General features: G+C 56.4%; 27 protein-coding genes and 2 pseudogenes. 14 read left to right on the forward strand and 15 right to left on the reverse strand.

Features of this window, described 5'->3' with window-relative positions; all coding sequences use genetic code 11:
• Window positions 1-2 precede the first annotated feature (2 nt).
• The 4 genes from trkA to hflX all read left to right on the forward strand — a co-directional run bounded on the left by trkA (window position 3) and on the right by hflX (window position 4,186).
• Window positions 3-1,379, forward strand: a complete 1,377-nt coding sequence (trkA, locus tag JM93_RS02470) for a Trk system potassium transporter TrkA (RefSeq protein WP_145340470.1) — start codon at window positions 3-5, stop codon at window positions 1,377-1,379.
• A gap of 153 nt (window positions 1,380-1,532) precedes the next feature.
• Complete coding sequence (locus JM93_RS02475; RefSeq protein WP_145340471.1) at window positions 1,533-2,402, forward strand: D-amino-acid transaminase; 870 nt, start codon at window positions 1,533-1,535, stop codon at window positions 2,400-2,402.
• 149 nt (window positions 2,403-2,551) lie between these two features.
• Complete coding sequence (gene hfq, locus JM93_RS02480) at window positions 2,552-2,812, forward strand: RNA chaperone Hfq (RefSeq protein WP_145340472.1); 261 nt, start codon at window positions 2,552-2,554, stop codon at window positions 2,810-2,812.
• Window positions 2,813-4,186, forward strand: coding sequence for a GTPase HflX (hflX, locus tag JM93_RS02485; RefSeq protein WP_244318663.1), 1,374 nt, complete (start codon window positions 2,813-2,815; stop codon window positions 4,184-4,186). It begins immediately after the preceding gene.
• Window positions 4,187-4,253: 67 nt separating this feature from the next.
• Here the strand turns inward: hflX and JM93_RS02490 are convergent, their stop codons facing one another.
• Window positions 4,254-4,751 carry a lactoylglutathione lyase family protein gene (locus JM93_RS02490; RefSeq protein WP_145340473.1) on the reverse strand — a complete coding sequence of 166 codons (498 nt, stop codon included), beginning with the start codon at window positions 4,749-4,751 and terminating at the stop codon, window positions 4,254-4,256.
• 101 nt (window positions 4,752-4,852) lie between these two features.
• Between JM93_RS02490 and JM93_RS02495 the strand changes: the two genes are divergently transcribed.
• From JM93_RS02495 to JM93_RS02505, 3 genes and pseudogenes are all read left to right on the forward strand, one after another.
• Entirely contained in the window at window positions 4,853-5,746 is an 894-nt protein-coding gene (locus JM93_RS02495; protein WP_145340474.1) for a LysR family transcriptional regulator, read from the forward strand.
• Between the two features lie 30 nt (window positions 5,747-5,776).
• Window positions 5,777-6,052: pseudogene (locus tag JM93_RS02500) on the forward strand (ABC transporter permease subunit); the annotation flags it as partial.
• Between the two features lie 31 nt (window positions 6,053-6,083).
• Window positions 6,084-6,842, forward strand: a complete 759-nt coding sequence (locus tag JM93_RS02505; RefSeq protein ID WP_425280809.1) for an ATP-binding cassette domain-containing protein — start codon at window positions 6,084-6,086, stop codon at window positions 6,840-6,842.
• Window positions 6,843-6,937: 95 nt separating this feature from the next.
• On the opposite strand, the gene mazG is transcribed toward JM93_RS02505, so the two are convergent.
• A complete protein-coding gene (gene mazG, locus JM93_RS02510; RefSeq protein WP_145340476.1) occupies window positions 6,938-7,765 on the reverse strand; it encodes a nucleoside triphosphate pyrophosphohydrolase in 828 nt (275 codons plus the stop codon).
• A 200-nt stretch (window positions 7,766-7,965) separates the two neighbouring features.
• On the opposite strand from mazG, the gene JM93_RS02515 reads away from it, so the two are divergent.
• Complete coding sequence (locus JM93_RS02515; RefSeq protein WP_145340477.1) at window positions 7,966-8,958, forward strand: glycine betaine ABC transporter substrate-binding protein; 993 nt, start codon at window positions 7,966-7,968, stop codon at window positions 8,956-8,958.
• 58 nt (window positions 8,959-9,016) lie between these two features.
• On the opposite strand, the gene JM93_RS02520 is transcribed toward JM93_RS02515, so the two are convergent.
• From JM93_RS02520 to JM93_RS02535, 4 genes are read right to left on the reverse strand one after another with little or no spacing between them, the layout of a single operon-like run.
• Entirely contained in the window at window positions 9,017-10,195 is a 1,179-nt protein-coding gene (locus JM93_RS02520; protein WP_145340478.1) for an ABC transporter permease, read from the reverse strand.
• Window positions 10,192-11,061, reverse strand: coding sequence for an ABC transporter permease (locus JM93_RS02525; RefSeq protein ID WP_244300753.1), 870 nt, complete (start codon window positions 11,059-11,061; stop codon window positions 10,192-10,194). The genes JM93_RS02520 and JM93_RS02525 overlap by 4 nt, the downstream gene beginning before the upstream one ends.
• A 53-nt stretch (window positions 11,062-11,114) precedes the next feature.
• Window positions 11,115-11,540, reverse strand: a complete 426-nt coding sequence (locus JM93_RS02530; RefSeq protein ID WP_170230486.1) for a GNAT family N-acetyltransferase — start codon at window positions 11,538-11,540, stop codon at window positions 11,115-11,117.
• A gap of 43 nt (window positions 11,541-11,583) precedes the next feature.
• Window positions 11,584-12,399, reverse strand: a complete 816-nt coding sequence (locus tag JM93_RS02535; protein ID WP_145341013.1) for an ABC transporter ATP-binding protein — start codon at window positions 12,397-12,399, stop codon at window positions 11,584-11,586.
• Window positions 12,400-12,510: 111 nt separating this feature from the next.
• Here JM93_RS02535 and JM93_RS02540 point away from each other — a divergent pair, with 111 nt between their 5' ends.
• Complete coding sequence (locus JM93_RS02540) at window positions 12,511-12,954, forward strand: cupin domain-containing protein (protein ID WP_145340481.1); 444 nt, start codon at window positions 12,511-12,513, stop codon at window positions 12,952-12,954.
• Window positions 12,955-13,003: 49 nt separating this feature from the next.
• Here the strand turns inward: JM93_RS02540 and hydA are convergent, their stop codons facing one another.
• From hydA to aptA, 3 genes are all read right to left on the reverse strand, one after another.
• On the reverse strand, window positions 13,004-14,461 hold the full coding sequence (gene hydA / locus JM93_RS02545; protein WP_145340482.1) for a dihydropyrimidinase: 1,458 nt from the start codon (window positions 14,459-14,461) through the stop codon (window positions 13,004-13,006).
• 146 nt (window positions 14,462-14,607) lie between these two features.
• Window positions 14,608-15,864 (reverse strand): Zn-dependent hydrolase, encoded by a 1,257-nt coding sequence (locus JM93_RS02550; RefSeq protein WP_145340483.1) that lies wholly within the window; start codon window positions 15,862-15,864, stop codon window positions 14,608-14,610.
• Between the two features lie 95 nt (window positions 15,865-15,959).
• Window positions 15,960-17,297, reverse strand: coding sequence for an omega-aminotransferase AptA (gene aptA / locus JM93_RS02555; RefSeq protein ID WP_145340484.1), 1,338 nt, complete (start codon window positions 17,295-17,297; stop codon window positions 15,960-15,962).
• A gap of 500 nt (window positions 17,298-17,797) precedes the next feature.
• Here aptA and JM93_RS02560 point away from each other — a divergent pair, with 500 nt between their 5' ends.
• Together JM93_RS02560 and arfB are read left to right on the forward strand one after the other, a co-directional pair.
• Complete coding sequence (locus tag JM93_RS02560; protein ID WP_145340485.1) at window positions 17,798-18,460, forward strand: TetR family transcriptional regulator C-terminal domain-containing protein; 663 nt, start codon at window positions 17,798-17,800, stop codon at window positions 18,458-18,460.
• Complete coding sequence (gene arfB, locus JM93_RS02565; RefSeq protein ID WP_145340486.1) at window positions 18,457-18,912, forward strand: alternative ribosome rescue aminoacyl-tRNA hydrolase ArfB; 456 nt, start codon at window positions 18,457-18,459, stop codon at window positions 18,910-18,912. The genes JM93_RS02560 and arfB overlap by 4 nt, the downstream gene beginning before the upstream one ends.
• A gap of 18 nt (window positions 18,913-18,930) precedes the next feature.
• On the opposite strand, the gene JM93_RS02570 is transcribed toward arfB, so the two are convergent.
• Together JM93_RS02570 and JM93_RS02575 are read right to left on the reverse strand one after the other, a co-directional pair.
• A complete protein-coding gene (locus JM93_RS02570; RefSeq protein WP_145340487.1) occupies window positions 18,931-19,410 on the reverse strand; it encodes an SRPBCC family protein in 480 nt (159 codons plus the stop codon).
• Between the two features lie 3 nt (window positions 19,411-19,413).
• Window positions 19,414-19,731: an ArsR/SmtB family transcription factor gene (locus JM93_RS02575; RefSeq protein ID WP_145340488.1), complete on the reverse strand. Its 318-nt coding sequence runs from the start codon at window positions 19,729-19,731 to the stop codon at window positions 19,414-19,416.
• 120 nt (window positions 19,732-19,851) lie between these two features.
• Here JM93_RS02575 and JM93_RS02580 point away from each other — a divergent pair, with 120 nt between their 5' ends.
• The gene (locus JM93_RS02580; protein ID WP_145340489.1) at window positions 19,852-20,160 is read left to right on the forward strand and encodes a YciI family protein; all 309 of its coding nucleotides are present in this window, start codon (window positions 19,852-19,854) and stop codon (window positions 20,158-20,160) included.
• A 68-nt stretch (window positions 20,161-20,228) separates the two neighbouring features.
• Here the strand turns inward: JM93_RS02580 and aroQ are convergent, their stop codons facing one another.
• Window positions 20,229-20,933, reverse strand: coding sequence for a gamma subclass chorismate mutase AroQ (gene aroQ / locus JM93_RS02585; RefSeq protein WP_170230487.1), 705 nt, complete (start codon window positions 20,931-20,933; stop codon window positions 20,229-20,231).
• Between aroQ and JM93_RS02590 the strand changes: the two genes are divergently transcribed.
• A complete protein-coding gene (locus JM93_RS02590) occupies window positions 20,932-21,324 on the forward strand; it encodes a hypothetical protein (RefSeq protein ID WP_170230489.1) in 393 nt (130 codons plus the stop codon). The genes aroQ and JM93_RS02590 overlap by 2 nt on opposite strands.
• Window positions 21,325-21,700: 376 nt before the next feature.
• Here JM93_RS02590 and JM93_RS02595 read toward each other — a convergent pair whose 3' ends face one another.
• Together JM93_RS02595 and JM93_RS21660 are read right to left on the reverse strand one after the other, a co-directional pair.
• Window positions 21,701-22,084 (reverse strand): GFA family protein, encoded by a 384-nt coding sequence (locus tag JM93_RS02595; protein ID WP_145340492.1) that lies wholly within the window; start codon window positions 22,082-22,084, stop codon window positions 21,701-21,703.
• A 357-nt stretch (window positions 22,085-22,441) separates the two neighbouring features.
• Window positions 22,442-22,816, reverse strand: a complete 375-nt coding sequence (locus JM93_RS21660) for a hypothetical protein (protein ID WP_170230451.1) — start codon at window positions 22,814-22,816, stop codon at window positions 22,442-22,444.
• On the opposite strand from JM93_RS21660, the pseudogene JM93_RS02600 reads away from it, so the two are divergent.
• A pseudogene (locus JM93_RS02600) lies at window positions 22,806-22,910 on the forward strand (IS5/IS1182 family transposase); the annotation flags it as partial. The gene JM93_RS21660 and the pseudogene JM93_RS02600 overlap by 11 nt on opposite strands.
• 21 nt (window positions 22,911-22,931) lie before the next feature.
• Here JM93_RS02600 and JM93_RS02605 read toward each other — a convergent pair.
• Window positions 22,932-23,144, reverse strand: coding sequence for a hypothetical protein (locus tag JM93_RS02605; RefSeq protein WP_145340493.1), 213 nt, complete (start codon window positions 23,142-23,144; stop codon window positions 22,932-22,934).
• Window positions 23,145-23,820 lie beyond the last annotated feature (676 nt).

Genomic DNA, 23,820 nt, shown 5'->3' on the forward strand with positions numbered 1-23,820 from the left:
CGATGAAAGTCGTCATATGTGGGGCCGGGCAAGTTGGCTACGGGATTGCCGAGCGCCTTGCTGCCGAACAAAACGACGTGTCGGTGATCGATTCTTCACCCAAGCTGATCAATGCCATCGGCGATCAGCTTGATGTGCGCGGTTTTGTCGGCCACGGCGCCCATCCGGACATTCTTGCGCAGGCGGGCGCCAAGGAAGCGGACATGATCGTGGCGGTGACGCTTTACGACGAAGTCAACATGGTCGCCTGTCAGGTTGCGCATTCCCTGTTCAATGTGCCGACCAAAGTCGCGCGCATCCGGGCACAAAGCTATCTCACCGGGCAATACCGGAATCTGTTTTCGCGCGAAAACCTTCCCATCGATGTGATCATTTCGCCGGAGATCGAGGTTGGCGAAATGGTCCTGAGGCGCCTTTCTTTGCCCGGAGCGGTCGAAACGGTGCGCTTTGCCGATGATCAGGTGGTGGTTGTCGGGATCATGTGTGAGGAAGACTGTCCGGTGGTCGACACGCCGCTGCGCCAGCTGACCGAATTGTTTCCGGATCTCGGCGCTGTGGTCGTCGGCATCTTCCGAAATGGCAAACTTTTCGTGCCCAAGAGTTCCGACACCATCATGGAAGGCGATTTGGCCTATGTGGTTGCACGGCGGGATCAGGTACGCCGGACCCTCGGCATTTTCGGCCATGAAGAGCCCGAAGCCAGCCGGGTGGTGATTGCGGGCGGTGGCAACATCGGTCTTTATGTCGCTCGGGCGCTCGAAAGCCGCCAGAGCAAGACCAAAATCAAACTGATTGAGGCCTCGCGTGAGCGTGCTATAGCCATTGCCGACGATCTGAAGCGTTCAGTCATCCTGCATGGCAGCGCGCTTGACCAGACCATATTGAATGAAGCGGACGTGGGCGACGCCGACACAATGGTGGCGCTGACCAACGAGGATGAGGTCAACATCCTGGCCTCTGTCATGGCCAAAAAACTCGGCTGCCGCCGCAACCTGTCGCTGCTCAACAATCCAAGTTATCCAGCCTTTGCCAATGCTCTGGGGATTGATGCTTTCATCAATCCGCGCGCAGTCACGATTTCCCGTATCCTGCAGCATGTCCGGCGTGGCCGTATCCGTGGCGTTCATTCGCTGCAAAACGGGGCGGCCGAAGTGGTCGAAGCGGAAGCCCTGGATACATCGCCGCTCGTTGGCAGGCCCTTGAGGGACATCGACCTGCCGTCCGGAATCCGTGTTGGAGCGGTTTTCCGGGATGGGAAAGTGCTGACCCCGGATGGCAATATCCAGATCCAGGCGCAAGACCGTATCGTAATATTCGCGATTGCGAGCCGCGTCCGGCAGGTCGAGCAGATGTTCCGGGTCAGCCTCGAGTTTTTCTAAGCTCTGTCTTCGGCTTGCTGCCGGTTAAGTCCCCTGTTGCAAACACTTATCGACGTTTCGGTGTTGCCCCGGCCTAGTCGGGACAGCAACTATGTCCTATTGTTCGGGTAACAGCGCATAGTGCGCAGCACCCGACGAGTACAGGAAAGTTCCATGAGCAGAGTAGCCTACGTGAACGGCCAATATATTCGCCACAAAGACGCCGCGGTGCATGTGGAAGACCGTGGCTATCAATTTGCCGATGGTGTTTACGAGGTATGCGAGGTTTGGAACGGACAGATCGTTGACATGCCGAGGCATCTGGACCGGCTTGATAGATCTTTGCGCGAGCTGCGGATCGATTGGCCGATGTCGCGGCAAGCAATGGAATTTGTCGTTTCCGAAGTGGTTCGCCGCAACATGGTGCATAACGGAATAGTCTATGTGCAGGTCACGCGCGGGGTCGCCAAACGGGACCACTTTTTCCCGGGCAGCGATGTTGCGCCGTCGGTGGTTGTCACCGCGCGTTCCGCCAGCCCGGCAGTCGCGGCTGCTCAAGCGGAGAAAGGCATCGCGGTTGTCACCTATCCGGAAAACCGCTGGCCGCGCGTTGACATCAAGACCGTTGCGCTTTTGCCGAATGTGCTGGCAAAGCAGAACGCCAAGGAAAACGGCGGCAAAGAGGCCTGGTATGTCGATACTGACGGAAACGTCACCGAAGGCGGCTCGACGAACGCATGGATTGTCACAAAAGATGGGGTTTTGGTCACCCGCCCGGCGGAGAGTGGCATCTTGAAAGGTATCACACGCGCAGTGGTTCTCGATCTTGTTGCACGTGAAGGTATTTCTTTTGAAGAACGGCCGTTCAGTCTCGAAGAGGCCCTCGAGGCACGGGAAGCATTTGTGACCGCTGCGTCAACGCTTGTCATGCCGGTTGTAAGAATTGATGATACAGTTGTGGGGAATGGGCATCCGGGTTCCGTCGCGACAAGATTACGTGATGCGTTCCATACTGCTACTGATTTGAAAGCTGTTGTGGCTTGACAGGGCATTTGGTCAAGCCAGCCACTATGGAGAAGGTTTCATTGGGCAGGCTGCAGAGGGGGCGGCAGCGTTTGTGTTTAGGGCCCCGCTGACGGTGAAAAGAGAAAACCCGGACGCCCGGCCGCGTCCGGAAAAACAGGACAAAAAGACTGATGGCTGAGCGCGCGCAAAATCTTCAAGACACTTTCTTAAATCATGTTCGCAAATCTAAAATACCGCTCACGATCTTCCTCATTAACGGAGTGAAGCTTCAGGGCGTAGTAACCTGGTTCGACAATTTCTGTGTGCTGCTGCGCCGGGACGGACACTCCCAGCTGGTCTACAAGCACGCAATTTCCACAATCATGCCAAACGGGCCTGTTCAATTGTTTGAACCGGGAGAGGAAACAACCGAAAAGGCAGGAAGCTGATTGGAACCTAAGTCTCGTTCGGAAGACTTTTCGACACAAAAGGGGGCCGTGGATCAAGGCATTGACCGGCGGCCCCAACCATACCGGGCCATGATTATTGAGCCCGTCCTTCAACTCCGCCGCGAAGACGAAACCGACTTGCGCACTTCAAGAAGTCCGGAGGCGCGCCTTGGTGAGGCCGTCGGGCTGAGCGCTGCCATAAATCTTGAAATCGTCTCCTCGGGCGTCGTGAAAATCAACGCTCCCAAGCCGGGTACGTTGTTCGGCGAAGGTAAGGTTGCCGAGCTCGCCGGCATTGTTGCGGCCGAGCATCTTGATCTGGTGGTTGTTGATCATCCCCTGTCTCCTGTGCAGCAGCGCAACCTTGAACGCCGGTTCGCCTGCAAAGTGATCGACCGGACGGGTCTTATTCTGGAGATCTTCGGCGATCGCGCGCGGACAAAGGAAGGCAAGCTGCAGGTCGATCTGGCACACTTAATGTGGCAGAAAAGTCGTCTGGTGCGGTCCTGGACCCACCTGGAACGGCAGCGCGGCGGTGCGGGCTTCATGGGTGGCCCCGGTGAGACGCAAATCGAGGCGGACCGCCGGCAAATTCAGGAGCGGATCATCGCCCTGCAAAAGCAGCTGGAACAGGTCCGCCGCACCCGCGAATTACACCGGAAAAAACGCAAGAAAATCCCGCAGCCTGTTGTGGCACTTGTCGGATACACAAATGCCGGGAAGTCGACCCTGTTCAACCGGCTCACCGAGGCAGACGTTTTTGCCAAGGACCTTTTGTTCGCGACATTGGACCCGACTTTACGCAGGATCAAGCTGCCGTATGGCCGTGAGGTGATCCTCTCCGATACTGTGGGTTTCATCTCCGATCTGCCAACGCACCTTGTTGCTGCATTCCGGGCAACTCTGGAAGAGGTTCTGGAAGCCGACCTGATTCTGCATGTGCGTGACATCAGTCATCCGGACACCGATGCCCAGGCCGAGGACGTCAAGAAGACGCTCAATGATCTTGGTGTCAGCGGAAGCCATGGCGCGCCGATCATCGAGATCTGGAACAAGATTGATGCTCTCGATCCGGCCTACCGGCAAAAACTCCTTGAAAAGAAGGAGGGCGAAGGTCCTGTTGCTCTGTCCGCCATGACCGGGGAGGGCGTTGAGCAGCTTTCGGCGCGGATCGATGCATTTATGGCGCAGCATGATGATGTTTTCACGGTGCGTCTGCCTGTGACAGAAGGGGCGCTGCTAGCGCAGCTTTATCAAGTTTCCGAGGTTCTGGACCGCGAAGACGGTGATGAGGTGATCGTTGCCGAAGTGCGGGTGTCGGACAAACAGCGCGGGCCATTCCGGGAGACGTTTGCCCGGTTTCTGGATGACTGAGCGGGATTGGTGCCGCTGGACATGATAGCTGGTGGGCGCCCGGTTTTTCCGGGCGCCTTTTTTGTCTTCAGCTGTAGGCGCCTGCCGAGTAAGTCAACTCGTAGCTGTGGCTGTAGAGTTCGAACACGATCCCGAACGGGTCTTCGACATACACCATACGATAAGGTTTTTTTCCCGGGAAGTATTCACGAACCGGCATGCGCTGCTTGCCTCCGGCGGCCACGATTTTCTCCAGGAGCCCTTCTACATCCGGGTCCTGTATTGCGAAATGAAACGTTCCGTGCTCGCGGAAAGCGAAATTGTTTGCGGGTTCCGTATTGGCGGCAAATTCGAACAACTCGAAACCGATCCGGTCTGCGGTTGAAAGGTGAGCAATACGGAGACTGTTCCAACCCGAACCGAAAACATAAGTGCACATCTGGCCTATCGCGCTGCCGTCTTCCGTGACTTCCGTCGGCGCCATGATCACATAAAAACCGAGGACTTCTGAATAGAACTGTACTGCGCGTTCCAGGTCCGGAACAGACAGGCCAATATGAGACAGTGTTCGGGGAGTGGTGGTCATCGGGTGTCCTTTCTCAAGCGTTGTTGAGCGGACTGTAAACGGTTACAGAATATACCAAAAATTATGATAGATTCTTTTTTTCATAACATGGCATCATGATAATGCTTGATTCCCGCTGGCTGACAACTTTTCTCGTTCTGTGTGAAACCGGTCATTTCACCAATACCGCCAACAGGCTTCACATGACCCAGCCAGGCGTTTCGCAACACCTTCGCAAGTTGGAAGCGGAGGTCGGCAAACCTCTGATATTTCAACATGGCAAAAGCTTTTCGCTAACACCGGCCGGTGAGGCGGTACGGGCATTGGGCCAAGCCTGGCAGCACGAGGAGACGAGACTCCGGGAAACACTGATGTTTGACCGCGCGGATTCCGGCCGTGTCGCCGTGGCGAGCTCCGGTAGCTTTGCGACATTGCTTTATCCGGCTTTGATTGAGGAGATGGCCGAGGCGCCGGCCCTTGAGATCAGTTATGAAGCAGCGCCGCAACACCGAGTTCTGGATGGTGTTGTCGACGGGCGGTTTGATTTGGGAATTGTCGGATATGATCCAGATCATCCACGGCTTGATTGCCACTATCTCGGCCGCGAAGAGCTGTGTCTTGTCCTGCCGCAAAATGGCCGATGCCGCGGCTTTTCACTGCAGGATCTGGATGCCTGTGGGCTCATAGCTCACCCAGACGTGTTCGCGTATGCAGATGTCTTGTTCAGTGCAAATTTTCCCAGCGCGTTTCGGGGAAGCGACAGGCTGAAAGTGCGCAGCACCATCAATCAGATAAGCCAGATCCTGGAACCTGTTGCCAGCGGTATTGGCTATACAATCCTGCCAAGAAGCGGTGTACTGCCTTATCCGCAGCAGGACAGGCTCTTTATCGCCGACCTCAATGAGCGCATATACTTGGATCTCTGGCTCCTGTCGCGCCGGGGGCGGTTGTCGGTTGCCCGTATTCAACGGATTGCCAATATGATCCAGGGGGTCGCCGGAAAGCTCGCGGCCTGATTTATGCCAGATGACGCGTTGAGCGTGCGTCAAGTCATGGAATTCGGTTCGGCCGGGGCCGACCGGGGGCTCTTGAAGGAGTTTGAGGCCATCATCGCCGTTGTGATCGGCGGCGCGCTTTTGACCGGTGGATACGGATCGGTGATCGGAGCGGCCCTGGGGGCGCTGATCTTCGGTGTGGTCCAGCAGGGGCTGTTCTTTGCAGGTGTCGAAAGTTCCCTGTTCCGGGTGTTCCTGGGGGTCATCCTGCTTTTCGCGGTGATCCTGAACACCTATATCCGCCGCATCATCACCGGGGAGAGATAAGATGAGCTCGACACATGCTCCCATCATCCAGATGAAAGGCATCGAGAAGCATTTCGGCTCGGTGATCGCACTGGCCGGTGTCTCGGTCGACATCTATCCCGGTGAATGCCATTGCCTTCTTGGCGATAATGGTGCCGGTAAATCCACTTTCATCAAGACCATGTCCGGCGTTCACAAACCCACCAAGGGCGAGATCCTGTTTGAGGGGAAGCCGATGCATTTCGCGGATCCGCGTGATGCGATTTCCGCAGGCATTGCAACCGTCTATCAGGATCTGGCCATGATCCCGCTCATGTCGGTCAGCCGGAACTTCTTCATGGGCAACGAGCCGGTGCGCCGGATCGGCCCGCTCAAACTCTTCGATCATGACTATGCCAACCGGGTTACGATGGAAGAAATGCGCAAAATGGGCATCAATCTGCGCGGACCGGATCAGGCTGTGGGAACGCTCTCTGGCGGGGAACGCCAGACGGTTGCTATTGCCCGCGCCGTGCATTTCGGCGCCAAGGTCCTGATCCTCGACGAGCCCACATCGGCATTGGGTGTCCGGCAGACCGCCAATGTGCTTGCTACCATCGACAAGGTGCGCAAACAGGATATTGCCGTGGTCTTCATCACCCACAATGTCCGCCATGCCTTGGCCGTCGGCGACCGCTTCACAGTTCTTAATCGCGGGAAAACTCTTGGTACGGCACAGCGCGGCCAGATCACGCCTGAAGAGCTACAGGACATGATGGCCGGCGGTCAGGAGCTCGTGGCCCTTGAGGACTCCTTAGGGGGAACCGTATGAACGGCGTTGTTGCATTAATCCGCTTTGTGCCGTACCTGACGGGGCATTGCCAACTTAGTTTGGTCGGCCCGCACGGGTCTCTTTTTTGGCGGATTTCAGGCGTGTCGTTTCTTAGCGGCTTGCCAGGCGGCTTCCATATCTTCAAGTGGCATGTCTTCCAGCGATGTGCCGGTTTCGCGTGCAACCACTTCAATGGCCTTGAAACGGTTCCGGAATTTCCGGTTGGTCCGGCGCAGAGCGTCTTCCGGGTCGATGTCCAAATGGCGGGCGAGGTTTGCAAGCGCAAACATCATGTCACCAAGTTCGTCAGCAACGCGATCCTTGTCGGGCTCACCTGCGTCCAGCTCCTCTTCCAGTTCGCCCGCTTCTTCGCGGATTTTCGAGATGACAAGCGCCGGGTCGTTCCAGTCGAAACCGACTTTCGAGGCGCGCCGCTGCAGCTTGTCTGCCTCTTGAAGTGCTGGAAACGCCGTTGGCACATCATCCAGAAAGGCCGGGGGGACGTTCTCCACTCCGAGAGCCTGGCGCTCGGCTGCCTTTTCGGCCCGCTCCTCGGCCTTGATCCGTTCCCATATGCCTTTCACGAGTTCGGCTTTTTCGCCTGTCTCGTCTCCGAACACATGCGGATGGCGCCGGATCATTTTTTTCGTGACGCCCTCGACCACATTGCCGAAATCAAAGTGGCCAGCTTCCTCCGCCATCCGGGCATGATAAACCACCTGAAGCAGCAAATCGCCGAGTTCCTCGCGCAGGTTCAGATAATCCCGCTTGTGAATGGCATCGGCAACCTCGTAAGCTTCCTCCAGTGTGTATGGCGCAATCGTCTCGAATGTTTGTTCCAGATCCCACGGGCAGCCCGTTTCAGGTGTGCGCAATTCGGCCATGATTTCGATCAGACGGGAGACGTCGCGACTTGGTTTCATAAAATGCTCCGAAAGATTGCCTGGATAGGGGCGCGCAAGAGTTCTACTTCAAAGCTTTTGGACGCGCTATCGCCTGGTAAGGTGTTTGTTGCGGGCGCACGGAAAACATGCCGTTGTGGAAGAATTGAAACCCGTCTTTCGCTTGCCACTTTAAATCCATAGGGTGCACCCCATTTCGGTCCGGTCATAAAGGGGAACCCATGAAAACGTTGTTCTGCGCATGTGCGGCCTCGACAGCTGCGCTTTTGGCCTCACCGGCACTTGCCGAAACCTGCGGAGACGTCTCGATCGCTCAAATGAACTGGGCATCGGCCGCCACAATGGCGCAAATCGACAAGATCATCCTTGAAGAAGGCTACGGCTGCAATGTTGATCTGACTGTCGGTGACAGCGTGCCTACCTTCACCTCCATGACAGAGAAAAGCGATCCGGATATTGCGCCGGAAATGTGGGTAAATTCGATCCGCGAACCGCTGGAAAAGGCCGTAAACGATGGCACCTTGGTGATCGGCGGAAAAGTACTGAAAGATGGCGGCCCCCAGGGTTTCTGGATCCCGGCCGAACTTGCCGAGAGACATAATCTCAAAACACTGGACGACGTGCTTGCCCGCCCGGACTTGTTTCAAGGGGCAGACGACACGTCTAAGGGCGCATTTTTCACCTGTCCGTCGGGATGGGACTGCGGCCCGATCAGCGCCAATCTACTTCGTGCTTGGCAGGCGGAAGACAAAGGCTTCGAAATCGTGCCCACCGGGTCCTCGGCAGGTCTTGAAGGCTCGATCGCCCGGGCGATGGAGCGCGGCGAGGGATGGTTTGGATACTACTGGGGGCCGACGGCTCTTTTGGGCAAATATGATATGACGCTTGTCGATTTCGGAGTTCCGTTCAACCAGGCAGAATGGACCCGCTGCACATCGGTTCCCGATTGCTCGGACCCTCAGAAAAACGCCTGGGAACGCGGAGAGGCCTATACGCTTGTGACGAGCGAATTCGCGAAAAGCGCCGGTGTCGCGATGGACTACATCAAACAGCGTGGCTGGGACAACAAGACGGCCAGCAGCGTGCTTGCCTGGATTGAAGAAAACCAGGCGGACCCGAGCGACGGGGCCTATTACTTCCTGGAGAACCACGCAGATGTGTGGACCGCGTGGGTTAGTGCCGAAGTCGCAGACAAGGTCAAGTCGGCGCTCTAGTTGTCATCATCGGCCGACACGGCTGCCTCAGCATGGGCCGCAGCCGTGTCGGTTTGCATTATCCCCGGATTGACGGGTGCCAGAAGGTAACGGCGCGTTCCAACAGCGCAATCGCGCCATAGAATAGCGATCCTGCCAAAGCGGCAACGGCAATTTCAGCCCAGACCATGTCGACATTCATGCGCCCGACTTCCGTCGAAATCCGGAAGCCCATGCCGACGATCGGCGTGCCGAAAAACTCCGCCACAATGGCACCGATCAGGGCCAGGGTAGAGTTGATTTTCAGCGCGTTGAAGATGAACGGCATGGCCATCGGCAAGCGCAGCTTGATGAGGGTTTGCCAATAGTTCGAGGCGTAGGTGCGCATCAAGTCGCGCTGCATGGCCTCGGAGGCGGCCAGGCCCGATACGGTGTTCACCAGCATCGGAAAAAACGTCATGATAATCACGACCGCGGCCTTGGAAGGCCAGTCGAAGCCAAACCACATCACCATGATCGGCGCGACCCCGATGATCGGCAGGGCGGACACCAGATTGCCGACCGGCAGAAGTCCCCGGCGCAAAAACGGGACCCGGTCAATGGCAATAGCGGTGATGAAAGCCGATCCGCAGCCCAAAGCGTATCCGATCAGCACGGCTTTGAGAAAGGTTTGCTGGAAGTCAGCCCACAGGATCGGCACCGAGTTGGTCATCCGCAGCCAGATTTCGGACGGGGCCGGCAGCAACACTTTTGGTACCCCGGCTCCGGTGACGATAAGCTCCCAAAGCAGGAGCAAGGTAGCGCCGAATGCGACCGGAATTGCGAAATTTACTGCGCGGGCAAGCGAAGGGTCTTTCATTTGCAAGCTGGCAATGCGCTCGACAAAAAGCCAGGCGCTAAGCCACAACGCCACGACAACTGCCCAAAATCCGCCAGTGGCTTCACCCACGTTTTGATGAGCGAGGGGAATGAGAAGTCCCGCTGCACACAGGATGGCAAGCCCGAGCGCCGCATCCAGCAAAGCCGTCCCCCGTGCCGGACCATTGAGAAATCCAGCGCCTGGTGCTGCTTTGAGGACAAACACCAAAGCCAGAGCTGCCAGCAACAGCAACACCAAAGTGAGCGGTAGATCGGCAAAAAGCGAAGCTCCGGTGTCAAACGCGGGCGTCACCAGCGCGGCGAGGGCACATATGACGATGCCGGCGCTCAACAGGCTGGATGAGTTGATCCAATTTGGGGGCTTCAACGCCGTGTTCATCGCGCCATCCCCATACGTTTCAAAGTGACTTTTTCAAAGACGCCGATCAGCGCAACCAGGGAGCCGGCAAGGAAGGCGGCCATCAGCAACGCGGACCAGATTTGAACGGTTTGCCCGTAATAAGACCCGGCCAGCAGACGCGCTCCAAGGCCCGCCACAGCCCCCGTCGGCAATTCTCCGACAATAGCGCCAACCAGCGAAGCGGCCATGCCAATCTTCATGGAGGTGAACAGGTAAGGCACGGCATAGGGCAATCGCAGTTTCCAGAAGGCCTGAATCCGGGTGGCGGAATAGGTGTGCATGAGGTCCATGTGGATGACTTTAGGAGACCGCAGGCCTTTCACCATGCCGACGGTCACGGGGAAGAATGACAGATAAGTAGAGATCATCGCCTTGGGCAAAAGCCCGGAAATGCCGACGGCGTTCAAAACCACGATGATCATCGGGGCAATGGCAAGTATGGGGATCGTCTGCGAGGAGATCACCCAGGGCATCAGGGATTTGTCGAGGACCCTGGAGTGCACAATGCCGATGGCCAAGAGGATGCCCAGGCTGGTACCGATGAGAAAACCGAGCAAGGTCGAAGATAGCGTGATCCCCGAATGATAGATCAGAGATCGTTTGGACGTGATCTTCTTTTCAAAAGTCGTCTCATAGATTTCAGTGAGCACCTGATGCGGCGCCGGAAGGACAGGCCGGTCTTGCGCGAGTGTATCGGCGATCAATTGGGTAAAGGGCACATCCGCCTGGTTGCCGCGCTGATAAACATCTCGTTGAAAAGGGGTGTTGAGGGCGACAGCTGCCATATACCAGATTGCAATGATCGCCAGCACAACGACGGCCACCGGACCTGCCGTACCGGCCATAAGGCCGGCAAACGGGTTGGTGCCGGCTCGCTGTGGAGAAAGGGCCGTGTCGGTCATGCCGGTTTTCCCGCCGCTGTCCATCGGTACAAAATGTCAGGCAGATGCTCCTCGTTATCCCCTTTGGTCCGGCGGACTTCCTGAAATCCCTCACGGTGATAAAACGCCCGTGCGCCTGAGTTGGCTTCAAAGGTCCAAAGCGAAAGGTCGCGGGCACGCTCTGTCTTCACATGGTCCAGAAGCTGTCTTCCAAGTTCCCGACCGCGCGCAGCCCGGGCGAGGTAAAGGGCGGTGATCAAGTCATCTGTATCGATCGCAAGAAACCCCATGACACAATGTTCGGAATCTACACCGACGAAAACATCACAGTGTCTGAACACGTGGGTCTGATAATAATCGATCACGGACTGATGGCTGTGGACGCGCGGCATCCAGGCCGTCTCGTCAATCCAGGCGTTCAGGATGTTACCGGCTGCGGTCATCTGTTCCTGCGATGCACGGCTGACACAGTACCGGGAAACCGCATCAGTCCTCATAGGAATGCCCCGCCTTCAGACCTTCGCGGACGCGATGGGCAATTTTCAGAAATTCCGGGGTTTCGCGCAGGTCCAGTGTGCGCTCGCGCGGAAGGTCGCTTTCGATCACGTCATAGATCCGGCCGGGGCGGGGGCACAGCACCACGATCTTGGTCGACAGGAACACCGCCTCCGGGATCGAGTGGGTGACGAAAACGACAGTCTTGTTCGTTTTTGCCCAAAGCTGCAAAAGTTGTTCATTGAGATGATCGCGCACGATTTCATCCAGTGCGCCAAATGGTTCATCCATCAAAAGAAGGTCTGGTTCCACGGCGAGAGCGCGGGCAATCGAGGCGCGTTGCTGCATGCCGCCGGAGAGCTGCCAGGGGTATTTCTGCTCAAAGCCGGTGAGATTTACCAGGTCCATGTTTTTGGCGATGCGTTGGTCCTGCTCGGATTTTGGCAGTCCCATGATTTCCAGAGGCAACGCAATGTTACGTGCGATGGTGCGCCACGGATAAAGTGCTGCCGCTTGAAACACATATCCATAGGCGCGGTTTAGCCGAGCTTGTTCGGGTGTTACCCCATTGACAGTGATCGTGCCTGCCGTTTGCCGCTCCAGATCGGCGATCACCCGCAAAAGAGTGGTTTTCCCGCAGCCGGATGGTCCAATGAAGGAGACAAAATCGCCTTGTTCGATCTTTAGGTCGATATCGGACAGGGCATGCACCGGTCCGTCATTGGTCTCAAAGGTCAGCGACAGGTTTTGAATGTCGATGACCGTGTTTTTTTGTCCGGATCGGGAGTGCGGGGCCGGATCTGCCATGGCGGCGTCCTTTACGCTGGCGGCTTTGGTCATGAAAATTCTCGCTTCGCGGCTTGCGTCTCGGGTAATGCTGTTTCTGCGAACAGCCCCCTCGAAAAGGAATGTTACTCAATGGCAGACACCTTCACACCGGACAAAGAGCAGGCGGGATCCGGCGCCCCCACATGCCGCGTCATCCGGCCGAACAGCACATACGCAGGAAAACAGGGGTTTGACTATCTTGCGGGCATTGCCAGCGAAACGGTCGGCTCGAAGGCGATTTGCATGCACCTTCTGGAAATTCCGCCGGGTGGCCGGGCCAAGGCCCACAAGCATGACAGCCACGAAACCGCGATTTACATGCTGGAAGGCACCGTTGTGACCTACTACGGTGATCATCTCGAACATCGCATGGAAAACCGTGCGGGCGACCTGATCTACATTCCGGCCAATGTTCCGCACCTTCCAATGAACCTTTCGGACAAACCGGCAAAAGCCGTTATTGCCCGCACGGATCCGAACGAACAGGAAAGTGTCACCCTGCTGCCGGAACTGGAGGCTCTGGTGCCGGAGTAACTCCGGCACGGTCTTTTGGACGGGCTCAGGCACGGTTTTTCTCGAATGCTTAAACGCCGCTGACCGGGATGCCGGTGCGCTCCACCTTGCGCGGGGCGGTGAGTTCCTTCCAGGTCGACAGGGCCTTGTTGACTGCCTGGAATGGCTCGCGCTTGACGAACTGGCCGTGGCCTTGCGCGGGGATCACCTTGCCATCGTCAACTGCAACCCGTCCGCGGGTCAGTGTAAAGCGTGGCAGGCCCTTCACGTGCTTGCCTTCAAAGACATTGTAATCAATGGCTGATTCCTGGTTTGCCGCAGAGATCGTTTTCTCCTTCGCCGGGTCCCAGACCACAAGATCCGCATCGGCGCCGACCAGAACGGCGCCCTTTTTCGGATAGATATTCAGGATCTTGGCGATGTTGGTGGAGGTCACGGCCACAAATTCGTTCATGGTCAGGCGGCCGGTGTTGACGCCATAGGTCCACAGCATCGGCATCCGGTCTTCCAGGCCGCCGGTGCCGTTCGGGATCTTGGTAAAGTCGCCCATTCCCGTGCGCTTTTGATCTGTCGTAAACGCGCAGTGATCGGTTGCAACCACTTGCAGTGAGCCGCTGGCAAGGCCGGCCCACAGGCTGTCCTGATGCTTCTTGTCACGGAAGGGCGGGGACATCACCCGGCGCGCGGAGTGATCCCAGTCATGATGATAGTATTCGCTGTCATCAAGCGTCAGGTGCTGAATCAGTGGCTCGCCATAGGCGCGGATACCGTTCTGACGGGCCCGGCGGATGGCTTCATGTGCCTGCTCAGAAGAGGTGTGGACGATGTAGACCGGCACCCCGGCCATATCGGCAATCATGATGGCGCGGTTGGTGGCTTCGCCTTCCACTTCCGGCGGACGGGAATAAGCGTGGGCTTCCGGTCCATTGTTGCCTTCGGCAAGCAGCTTTTGCTGCAAGGTCGCGACAACATCGCCGTTCTCCGCATGAACCAGGGGCAGGGCACCGAGTTCAGCACAGCGCTGGAATGACGCGAACATTTCGTCGTCATTCACCATCAAGGCTCCCTTGTACGCCATGAAGTGCTTGAATGTGTTGATACCGCGCTCGCGGACTACGGTCTCCATTTCGTTGAACACCTGCTCGCCCCACCAGGTGATCGCCATGTGGAAGGAGTAGTCGCAATGCGCCATGGTGGACTTGTTGTCCCACATTTGCAGCGCTTCGAGCAGGGATTGCTCAGGCGCGGGCAGGGCGAAGTCGACAACCATCGTCGTGCCGCCGGACAGGGCGGCGCGGGTGCCGCTGTCGAAATTGTCGGAGGAGTAGGTGCCCATGAACGGCATTTCGAGGTGGGTGTGCGGGTCGATGCCGCCCGGCATGACATAGCAGCCGCTTGCATCGAGCGTGGTGTCACCGGACAGGTTTTCGCCGATCTCAATGATCTTGCCACCCTCGATCTTGAGGTCGGAGGTGTAGGTCAAATCGGCGGTGACGATCGTGCCGCCCTTGATCACTGTCGTTGCCATTGTTGATCCCCTCGTTCTCGTTTCGGCTTGCCGCCTGTGTAATTCATCGGTTCTAGCTCCGGACCAGGCCGGCGGGCAGGCTTGCGTCCAAGTGCACCCATCTCCGTCAGTCCTGCTCCGGCCCCGGTCCAGGGCCCGGTATTTTCCTATTCCACAATCTCCGCCGTCTCGACCACCGCGTGGAACAGCACGTCACACCCGGCTTTCGCCCAGTCCTTGGAGATTTCTTCCGCCTCGTTGTGCGACAGACCGTTGACGCACGGGCACATGATCATCGCGGTCGGCGCGACCTTGTTGATCCAGCAGGCATCGTGCCCGGCTCCGGAAATGATATTCTGATGCGAGTAGCCGAGCCGTTCGGCGGCGTTGCGGACGGCGGCGACACAGGTCTCGTCAAAGGTGACGGGATCAAAGCCGCCAACCTTTTCAAACTTAACCTCGAGGCCCGTTTCGTCACAAATCTCCTTGGCGCCGACCTTCAACCGGTCTTCCATGTCCTTGATCACAGCGATATCGGGCGACCGGAAATCGACCGTGAAGACAACCTTGCCCGGGATCACATTCCGCGAGTTCGGGTAAACGTCGATATGGCCGGCGGCGCCAACGGCGTGCGGTTTGTGGGACCAGGCAATCTCGTCGACCAGATTGAGAATGCGCGCCATACCAAGGCCCGCATTCTTGCGCATTGGCATCGGCGTTGAGCCTGTGTGGCTGTCTTTGCCTGTCACCGTCACTTGCGTCCAGGACAAACCCTGGCCATGGGTCACAACGCCAATATCCTTGCCTTCGGCTTCCAGGATCGGGCCCTGCTCGATATGAAGTTCGAACATCGCGTGCATCTTGTCCTTGCGGGCGCCGACTTCCTCGTCACCCACCCAGCCAATCCGCCGAAGTTCATCGCCGAATGTCAGCCCTTCGGCGTCTTGTTTGCCATAGGCTTCCTCGAGCGTATGAACCCCTGCAAAAACCCCTGAGGCCAGCATGGCGGGGGCAAAGCGCGTGCCTTCCTCGTTGGTCCAGTTGGTCACGACGATCGGATGTTTCGTCTTGATCCCCAGGTCGTTCAATGTCCGGATCACTTCGAGCCCGCCAAGCACCCCGAGAACGCCATCATACTTGCCACCGGTCGGCTGGGTGTCGAGGTGGGAACCAAGGTAAACGGGCAGGGCGTCCGGGCCCGTACCGGGCCGGGTCATGAACATGTTGCCCATGGTGTCGACCGCCATTGTGAGCCCTGCGTCCTCGCACCATTTTTGAAACAGCTTGCGGCCCTCCGCATCGGCGTCAGTCAGCGTCTGGCGGTTGTTGCCCCCGGCGACACCGGGCCCGATCTTGGCCATCTCCATCAGGCTGTCCCACAGGCGGTCCGGATTGATGCGCAGGTTTTCGCCCGGTGCTGGCATGATCGTGTTCCCCTTGTTCTTTTTGCTCTGGTTCGGCGGTCTTTGGTGTTCGCTGGGTGCAGGCTCCCGGATTGCGACGGGAGCCTGCCCGTCAATCAATCGATGGTCATCAGGACGGTGCGGAGCTTGCCGAACAATTCGTCGATCTGGTCCTTGGAAATGATCAGCGGTGGCGACAGCGCGATGATGTCGCCTGTTGTGCGGATCAGGATGCCATCGTCATAGGCCTTCAGGAAGGCGGAGAACGCCCGCTTGGTCGGCTCGCCGGCAATCGGGTCGAGCTCCACCGCGCCGATCAGCCCGAGATTGCGGATGTCGATGACATTCGGGCAGTCTTTCAAAGAATGAAGGCCGTCTTCCCAGTGCTGGGCGATGTCCGCAGCACGGGTGAGCAGTCCCTCCTCTTCATAGGTATCCAGTGTGGCGAGTGCGGCCGCACAAGCGATTGGGTGAGCAGAATATGTATACCCGTGGAACAACTCGATCAGATGTTCCGGTCCATGCATGAACGCGTCGTAGATCGCCTTGGTGCAGAACACTGCGCCCATTGGAATAACACCACTCGTCAGCCCCTTGGCGGTTGTCACGAGATCCGGTGTGACGCCGAAATAATCGACGGCGAATGGTGTCCCCAAACGGCCAAATCCCGTAATGACCTCATCGAAAATCAACAGTATGCCGTGCTGGTCGCAAATCTCACGCAAGCGCTCGAGATAGTGTTTCGGCGGGATCAAAACACCGGTTGAACCGGCCACCGGTTCGACAATAACTGCAGCAATCGTAGAGGGGTCGTGCAACTGGATGATGCGGATCAGATCCTCGGCGTATTCGGCGCCGTTTTCGGGCATGCCGCGCGAAAACGCGTTGCGAGCCGGGTCATGGGTGTGACGCATGTGATCCACACCGGTCAGCATGGTGCCGAATGTCTTTCGGTTGTTGACGATGCCGCCGACCGAAATCCCGCCGAAGCCGACACCGTGATAACCGCGTTCGCGGCCGATCAGCCGTGTGCGGGTGCCCTGACCGATGGCCCGCTGGTAGGCAAGCGCAATTTTAAGCGCCGTGTCGACACTTTCTGACCCGGAACCGGTGAAGAAGACATGGTCGAGCGGCGAGGGCATCAGGGCCGACAAGCGGGCCGCCAGCTCAAACGCCTTCGGATGACCCATCTGGAATGCAGGCGCATAGTCCATTTCGGCGACCTGGGCTTGCACCGCTTCGACGATTTTGGGGCGGCAGTGCCCTGCATTGCAGCACCAGAGCCCTGCCGTGCCATCCAGCACCTGGCGGCCGTCCGACGTGGTGTAGTGCATGTCCTTGGCCCCAACAAACATGCGCGGCGACTGCTTGAACTGCCGGTTGGCCGTGAACGGCATCCAGAAGGCGTCGAGATTGTTGGTAGAAACTTGAGCGGTTGATGCCGATGTCGACATGCGTCCTCCTCGCGGCGTCCGGTTCCCGGCGCCGGCTTGTTGATCTTGTCATGCCCGGTATGGAAAAGCCGATCCGTGACATAGGGCCGGTTCCGGCCTTACACACACTTGCCTCAGCTTTCAGGAATCCACCCGCGCTGTTCCCACTGTTGCATCATCGCCCGGCTGTTTTCAGCCCATTTTTTCGATCGAGGATGCATTTGCCTCTGGAGTGGCGGGCGTTTGGCCCGCCTGCCGGCTTTCCGGCTTGTTTTGGCTTGGCACAGATACTTGCTGCGCAAAAATCTGACCAAACGGTCAAAAGAGGTTAGAAACGGTGGGGCGCGTGGTCAAGATGAGAATTCAATCGGCATGCTGAATTTCTGGTCATTTTTGGATTGACCAACATACAACCGCTTTGGAACAGCCATTGATTCAATCCGCAAGGCCATTATGATTTGAGGCGCGATCGGCAACGGGAGCGCCGACAGCCGGGATAACAAAACGGGACAAAACAGCGAATGAGCGCAGTAGACGCGGTAGAAGAACCGGCACACCTCAGCCGCATTCAAGAAAAGAACCGGGCGCTGATCCTCGACGCTGCACTCAGTGAATTTTCAAAATATGGCTTTCAGGGCGCGACCATTGAGAAGATTTCGAAAGCCGCCGGCATGTCGAAATCGAACCTCCTGTATTATTTTTCGTCAAAACCGGCGGTTTATCAGGCCGTCCTGGCCCATATCCTTGATGAGTGGCTGACTCCCTTGCGCACGCTCGATGCGAATGGTGATCCTGCGGAAGAACTGTCAAAATACATCATGCAGAAGATGAAGGTTTCTGCTGAAGCTCCTGAAGCATCTCGGTTATTTGCGAATGAAATCATGCAAGGCGCGCCGCGTGTCATGTCCGTTCTTGAGCATGAACTCAAGCCGCTTTTTGATGAAAAGTCGCAAGTGATTCAGGACTGGATCGACAGCGGCAAAATCGAGCCGGTTGATCCAGCACATCTCATCTTCACCATTTGGGCCATGACCCAGCATTATGCGGACTTCGAATCGCAGATTTCCGCATTGACCGGATCGACACTCGGAAAAAAAGCGTTCCGGTCAGATGCCACAAGCACCATCATTCGGATGGTCCTGCGCGGCATCGGGCTTGAGCCGGCGAAACCGAATCCAGGATGAGTCTTTTAGAAGAGAAAGCGCTCAAAGGGCGCCTCCAGATCAAGAATGGACTCTTCATCGATGCCGATGATCTGACGGAGGATTTTGTCCGCGCCTCCGGTCCCGGCGGGCAAAACGTCAACAAGGTATCGACTGCGGTTCAGTTGCGGTTTGACCTGCGCGGCAATGCCACCTTGCCAGAGAGCGTAAAAACCCGGGCAGCGCAGCTTGCCGGCAGCCGGTTGACACTGGGCGGGGAGGTGGTGTTGCAAGCGGACAGGCACCGCACGCGGGAAAGAAACCGGGAAGATGCGCTCGAACGGCTTGTGGAATTGCTCCGAAAAGCCTGTGAGCGTCCGAAGCCGCGCAGACCGACCCGGCCCACGCTTGCTTCCAAAAAACGGCGGCTTGAAACCAAGAAAAAGCGCGGCTCGATCAAGAAAATGCGCGGCAAAGCGGGTGCAATCGACTAATTCCCTGCGGTGCCGCGGCTATCTGTCTGTGTCCGAAAGCAACGTATGCAAAGCATGGAATGAGGCCAGCCATCCGGACCCGACCCCCTTGCGCGCGTCGTCACTGCGTATTTTTGAGTGCACGAGCTTGACTACGCAGCCGTTTCCTTTTTTCCGGAACTCGACCTCGACAAGCGAGTGTGGCGTTGCTTCGCGCTTGCCGCTTTCATACGCAATGACGTGCGACCAAGAAAACACCAGCCTATGCCCCGGTTCGATTACCTTGTATTCGCCTTCGAACAAGATTTTCGTGCCGTGATCTTCTGCTTTGAGAAAACACCAGCGCCCGCCAACTTTCAAATCGACTATTGCGTCCGACAGACTGTTGGGCTGGCGGCCAAACCACTGCTTGACCGCGTCGGGGTCTGTCCACGCATTGAAGACCCGCGCCGGAGAGGCGGGGAAGTAGCCTTCGACGATGACCGGTTCTGACCCGGGTGCATTTTGCAGGACTTCCATGGGTCAAAGACCGTCCTTTGCCAGATGGCGAGCGAGGTTTTCGAACTGGTTTTGCCAGAACGCTTCGTAATCCGTGATCCATTGCCGGGCGGTCTGCATGGGATCGTCATTCAGCTGGCAGAACCGTGTCCGGCCGCGTTGCTCAACCCGTACAAGTCCTGCCTCGTTCAGGATCCGCACATGTTTGGAGACCGCAGTCTGAGACATGTCAAAAGAGCCCGCCAACTCTGACAGGCTTTTTTCGCCTGAACGCAACTCTTTCAAGATCGTTCGCCGTGCGCCATGGGCCAGTGCCGCAAAGGTATCATCCAGATTTTCCATTCCTTGAGTTTAACACTGAACCTTTTGGTTGACAATCGGCAGACTTCATGAATACTGAACCATTTAGTTCACTAACCCATCCGGGACATCGATCCGGGTGGGCCTTCAGGGAGAGAACAGATGCCGGACTTCATATTTGCCTATCACGGTGGCAAAAAACCGGAAACCGAGCAGGAGGGAGCAGAGGTTATGCAGCGTTGGCAAGACTGGATGGAAACCAACAAATCCGCGTTCGTAAACCCGGGCAATCCTGTTGGCATGTCCAAAACCGTCTCAGCCGCGGGCGTTGAGGACCATGGCGGCTCCAACCCGCTGTCCGGCTTTTCGATCGTTCAGGCTGACACAATCGAGGCGGCGGTCGCAATTGCCAGAAGTTGCCCGCATCTTGATGCGGGCACGGTTGAGGTGGCGCCGATAATAGAGATGTAACGGCTCTTGGTCTTGGCGCAGGCCGTTTTGACGGCCCATGTGGTATCAGGCCCGGATATGCGCCCGGGTCACTCGGTTGTTTCGGAAATATTGATCAGCGCGTCAAACAGCTCATTGCGATTGTCTTCAGGCAGGCAATCAACCCGGACCGCGGCGTTGAAGTCTGCCTGATCCTTTGGGCTGACGGACAATGACGAAAGCTGTTCAATTATCTTGTCGCCGAGTGAGATCAGCGCCGGCCTGACATCTGTCACAAGATCAGGCACGTGTTCAGGGCGGGGGGATCCAGTATGCCATCTGTTTGCCCAGCACAGCTGAATGGCTTTTGCGGCCTCTATTTGCGCTTCAAAAAACACTTCCACCGTATCGGTGTTAAATCCGGCCTTGGACGCTGCTTCAGAGGCGGCTTTTAGCACGATCTTTTCGCGAGCCGGGTCTTCTATGGCATGCTGGTTTTCGACCTTCCACGCAGCCACCGCCTGCATATAGCCCAGCCGGTCGTTGATGGTGTCAAACAGGTCCGGCGGCGCGGCCTGAACATTCGAGGTGCCCATGATGATCAGGATCACCGAAAAGGTATGTCGAAATTTCAAGGTGATAGGCCTCCGTTTGCCTTGCAAGGGTGTCATGACTGGTGTTTGCAGGACATGTTCTGGCAAATGTGGCAGATTGCTGGTCATGATGATCATTGACTTGAAAAAAATCGCTGTTTCCCGCTCCAGGAACGCTGCAACACTGGTGGCTCTGTGCGCGATCGGTTCGGCTGGTTTCATGGCAGATGCTTCGGCGCAAGACTTGCGGCATCCGCAGGCACGCATGTCGCTGATGAATGGCTCAGGCGACAGGGTTAAGATTGACGGGCATAGCAATTGTGCGGGCCGATGGGCCCAGGCTTGGCCGGCGTTCCTTGACCCCGGCAGGTTCTTCGACAACACGCTCTTGAGCAGCTTTCCAAATTCGGTTGCCTGCCAAATCCGGGTGAGTTCGCCATCTGGAACGGCGCATTGCCGCTATGTTGTATCCCGGCTTAAAACAACACTTGCCGGTCCATGGAAACCGGGAAAGGTAGCGGTGCCTGTTTCGCGAAAATTCACCTGCACATCCCAGCTGGAACATACCGGTGTTGCACCGGGTGACTTTGCCATCACGCTGGATGTCCAATAGCCGAGATGATGGCTCCGCGGGGCCCGGGCAATGTGCGCGTCAATGATGATCACAAAGCGATTTTCGGGCATCTAACGATGCTTCAGCGGATATCGTGGGTTGGTGATCATAGACATTGCAGGCTTCTTAAGCGCTCAGGCAGTCAAAGCCCGTCCTGCATCCCAACGTTGACATTGACCAGCGTCAGACGGACGGGAAGTGTCGCACCACTGAATGGCTTGTGACTTCTAGTGTAAATGCAACAAGGGCTTAAAAGCCGCCGCAGAGCGGGGCGGTTAGCCCCCGGGTCACAGGCGTGCTGGTCGGGGGTGCAAAGCCTGTCAGGGCGCGGATGGCGACGAGCTAAAGAGTTTGACCGTACGATTTTCGATAGCATTTAGAAGCGAGATATTTGCGGCTCGTCTTCATGGATTTCGTAGTAGTCGGCTTTATCTTTGACGAATATGTGTTTTCCGACTGTCAGACCTGTCGGCCCGTTCAAACTCCCAGCGGCAATGGCGATATTGCCATCTCCCTTCGTCTGGTAAAAAAGGCTGGACCCACAATACTTACAGAATCCTCTTCTGGCAAAGCCCGAAGACTCATACCATTCAAGGCCATCCTTATTGGAGAAGTGCAATTTATCCGTCGGTGCATGCGTGCATGCCCAGGTGTGACCGCTGATCCGTCTGCATTGACTGCAATGGCAAACCGTTACCGTTTCCCGGACAGCTTCCACTTCAAAGGCAACCTTGCCGCATTCGCATTTTCCGGTGATCAACTCAAACCTCCAATAGCTGCGCCCGTCTTTGATAGCAGTTCGTGGCCAAAGTCGAGAAGCATATCGAACTGCAAAATAGTGATTTCCTCAATTCGCTAGGCAAGTTCCATCCAGAACATCTCACTGAGCATCTTGGAGCCGATTAGCGCCTTTGTTGCAGTTCGGGATAGAATGTGCCGCGCTATATACATTATTCGCATAATCAATATTATGGAACTTTTTCTCTGCGCTGATGCCAGTGGTCCGGTGGCTGCGCGATAGACCATCGGCCAGGTCGTGACAGCACCCTTCCGCTGAAGTCAACGCGCCATCTTGCAAAAACATCGCAAGCAGAGACGGTAAATCGATCTGCTCGCTTTATTCGTTGTCTTCGCGCACCTGTGTACCGAAAACCCCAAGCGGTTCTGGCACAAGCCCCAGATACCGCGTTTCAATTGTTCGGGGAGAATATGGTGTCCTGCCACTCCAGTTTTTGTCCCAAGATTTACTGCTCAGGGACCAGGCAGTCATGTCCTTCATCTGCTTGTTGATTGCTTTATACTGCTCATTTAAATCCGTAAAAGCCGAAAGTGGTGTGCTGATATTTTGACCAATCCAGTTCCCACCTGCCGCAGAAGAAAGCGGAACCGGGTAAAGGCGGATGTTGAACCCACCACTGGCAGCAAAAAGACAGTCTTCTGATGTTTTAACAGTAAATTTGATAGCGCCGCTATCACTACTAAACCGTCTCAAGGACTTCCGGCGCGTCGCAACCCGATACGACAAACTCGCCAGGAACTTCCTGTCCGCTGTCGCCCTCGCAACACTCGTCGCATTCTGGATATGATTGAGTCTGAACCCTAAACACCTAGTCTACGGTAAATAGTTTGGGATAGACGCGCGTATATGCGCCATCCAAAGTGTCGCTTGTCATACCTGCAAGTGACGAAAGATACGGAACAGCTAACACCAAGAGTGATGCCGCCAGCAGACATCCCCCACTGATCATCAGAACGACATTCTGAGTTTCGAGAGCTGATAAAATCCCAAAAAACCACATTCCAATCGGAATCGTCGACATGCAGGCCTGCCGCGAAATTCTTCAAAACATTTCGAGTAAGTACGAAGAATATGCAAGGCGACAAGAAGCATCTCTTGAAGTCGAAGAGATTAAAGTCGACCTGGAACAGGTTTGACCCGGCAAAACTTAAGTGAGCTTATGCACTCATATTATTTAAATATCATGCCGAGTATGTTTATTTCCAGAACAAACTGGCTGTAACAAGACATCAAATCCAGTCTTTTTGGGTGGTTAACGGTGACAGATCGCAAAATCTCCAAGAATCATCCAAATCAGATTAAAACTTGAAGGGAAAGATGCGCACTTAAGTGTTGAACACCGCAGATAAATGGGCAAGCGTCGGCCACTCAGGCTGGACTGCTTGCCCGGGAGGCGCATTGCAAGGCCACAGACCCATAAACCGGCTATGCAAATACGATAAATTCATTTTCAGAGTCCAGGACAGCTGTTTGGCCATGTCAGATAGTTTTTTGGCTCAGCGAAGAGCTGTTTCCCGTGTCGCCGCCAAATCCGAACACTATCTGCGGCAAGCTTCGTGTTGATAAACGGCGGGTGATTGGTAGCGTCGCCCCTGTTCTTAAGTCGGGCGGCGGCAGGATTGATCCATCAGAAATCTATGATCTGCGGTACCACCCTCTAAAACCGCTTTGATCGCTGGTCCGTGGAGGTGGGCTGA

The sequence above is a fragment of the Roseibium hamelinense genome, assembly GCF_007830545.1.
Lineage (GTDB): Bacteria > Pseudomonadota > Alphaproteobacteria > Rhizobiales > Stappiaceae > Roseibium > Roseibium hamelinense.